Genomic DNA, 2419 nt, shown 5'->3' on the forward strand with positions numbered 1-2419 from the left:
TTCCCTTCCGGTGACCGAGGGCCCGCGGCGCGCCGCTCGGCATGCCCGTTCGCTGTCCCTTCCACGACCTTGTCCACGATCCCTGTGCACGACACAGAGCCCGGAAAGAGCCCCGCAGTGGCCGTTCACGCCCCGCGCACCTCAGGGCCCGCGCGGCTCGTCGTTCTCGTATCCGGCTCCGGCACCAACCTGCAGGCGCTGCTCGACGCGTGCACGGACCCGGCGTACGGCGCCGAGGTGGTCGCCGTGGGAGCGGACCGCACCGACATCGTCGGGCTGGAGCGCGCCGAGAAGGCGGGCGTGCCGACATTCGTCGTACGGGTGGCCGATTTCGCCGCGCGGGACGCCTGGGACCACGCGCTCGCCACACAGGTCGCCGCGTACGAGCCCGACCTGGTCGTGTCGGCGGGCTTCATGAAGATCCTCGGCGCGGAGTTCTTGCGCCGCTTCGAGGGCCGCACGGTCAACACCCACCCGGCGCTGCTGCCCGCTTTCCCCGGCACACACGGCGTCCGCGACGCCCTCGCGTACGGCGCGAAGGTCACCGGCTGCACCGTCCACTTCGTCGACGCCGGGGTCGACACCGGCCCGATCATCGCGCAGGGTGTGGTCGAGGTCGAGGACGCCGACGAGGCCGACGGCGGCGAGGCGCTGCACGAGCGCATCAAGACTGTCGAGCGTTCCCTGCTCGTCGACATCGTGGGCCGCCTCGCCCGCGAGGGATACCGCATCGAAGGAAGAAAGGTCCGATTCGGATCATGAGCACCCCCGAGAGCTCCTCGAACAAGCGTCCGATCCGCCGCGCGCTGGTCAGCGTGTACGACAAGACCGGGCTTGAGGAGCTCGCCCAGGGGCTGCACGCCGCCGGGGTCGAGCTCGTCTCGACCGGCTCGACCGCCGCCAAAATCGCCGCCGCCGGGGTGCCGGTGACCAAGGTCGAGGAGCTGACCGGCTTCCCGGAGTGCCTCGACGGCCGGGTCAAGACCCTGCACCCGCGGGTGCACGCGGGCATCCTCGCCGACCTGCGACTGGAGTCGCACCGCGCGCAGCTCGACGAGCTCGGCGTCGCGCCGTTCGAGCTCGTGGTCGTCAACCTGTACCCGTTCGAGGCGACCGTCGCCTCCGGCGCGTCGCCGGACGAGTGCGTCGAGCAGATCGACATCGGCGGCCCGTCCATGGTCCGCGCGGCGGCCAAGAACCACCCGTCGGTCGCCGTCGTCACCAGCCCCGATCGCTATGGCGACGTGCTCGCCGCGGTCGCCGCGGGCGGGTTCGACCTCGCGGCGCGCAAGCGGCTCGCCGGCGAGGCCTTCGCGCACACCGCGGCGTACGACGTGGCCGTCGCGTCGTGGTTCTCCCGCGTCCACGCCCCCGCCGACGAGGAGCCCTTTCCGGCGTTCCTCGGCGCGACCCGGCGCCGCAAAGCGGTACTGCGGTACGGCGAGAACCCGCACCAGACCGCGGCGCTGTACACCGCGGGCGGCGGCGGCCTCGCGGGTGCGGAGCAGTTGCACGGCAAGGAGATGTCGTACAACAACTACGTCGACACCGACGCCGCCCGCCGCGCCGCGTACGACCACACGCTGCCGTGCGTCGCGATCATCAAGCACGCCAACCCGTGCGGCATCGCGATCGGCGAGGACGTCGCCGAGGCCCACCGCCTCGCACACGCGTGCGACCCGGTGTCGGCGTACGGCGGCGTGATCGCCGTCAACCGCCCGGTGTCGGTCGCGATGGCGGAGCAGGTCGCGGAGATCTTCACCGAGGTCATCGTCGCGCCGGATTACGAGGACGGCGCGATCGAGGTGCTGTCCCGCAAGAAGAACATCCGTGTGCTGCGCGCGCCCGAAGCGCCGTCCTCGGCGGCGGAGTTCCGGCAGATCGACGGCGGTCTGCTGCTCCAGGACACCGACCGCGTCCAGGCCCCCGGCGACGAGCCGGAGAACTGGAGGCTGGCGACCGGCGAGCCCGCCGACGAGGCGACGCTGCGCGACCTGGTCTTCGCGTGGCGCTCGGTGCGCGCGGTCAAGTCGAACGCGATCCTGCTGGCGTCGGGCGGCGCGACCGTCGGCGTGGGCATGGGGCAGGTCAACCGCGTCGACTCCGCACGGCTGTCGGTGCAGCGCGCGGGCGAGCGCGCGGCCGGCTCGGTCGCGGCGTCGGACGCGTTCTTCCCGTTCCCGGACGGGCTGGAGGTGCTGACCGCCGCGGGCGTGAAGGCCGTGGTGCAGCCCGGCGGTTCGGTGCGCGACGACCAGGTGGTCGAGGCGGCCCGCGCGGCCGGTATCACGATGTACTTCACCGGAACGCGGCACTTCTTCCACTGATCCACCTGACGGGCCGTCACGCCCGTTGCGGGCAAGGCACGTTGCGAGTGGCCGTGGGCCGTACCGGAGTTCGGTACGGCCCACGGCCACTC

2 protein-coding genes are annotated in these 2419 nt (G+C 72.3%); both read left to right on the top strand.

Translation table 11 applies throughout. From position 1 onward, the window contains the following. Positions 1 to 117: 117 nt before the first annotated feature. Complete coding sequence (purN, locus tag ACRX5W_RS04030) at positions 118 to 762, top strand: phosphoribosylglycinamide formyltransferase (RefSeq protein WP_436786471.1); 645 nt, start codon at positions 118 to 120, stop codon at positions 760 to 762. Beyond that, positions 759 to 2327: a bifunctional phosphoribosylaminoimidazolecarboxamide formyltransferase/IMP cyclohydrolase gene (gene purH, locus ACRX5W_RS04035; RefSeq protein WP_436786472.1), complete on the top strand. Its 1569-nt coding sequence runs from the start codon at positions 759 to 761 to the stop codon at positions 2325 to 2327. The genes purN and purH overlap by 4 nt, the downstream gene beginning before the upstream one ends. The last annotated feature ends 92 nt before the right edge of the window (positions 2328 to 2419 follow it).

Source organism: Yinghuangia sp. YIM S10712, assembly GCF_051388935.1.
Lineage (GTDB): Bacteria > Actinomycetota > Actinomycetes > Streptomycetales > Streptomycetaceae > Yinghuangia.

Excerpts from the sequence above, each read along its gene's own strand:
- purH (WP_436786472.1), top strand. The coding sequence starts at position 759 with ATGAGCACCCCCGAGAGCTCCTCGAACAAGCGTCCGATCCGCCGCGCG.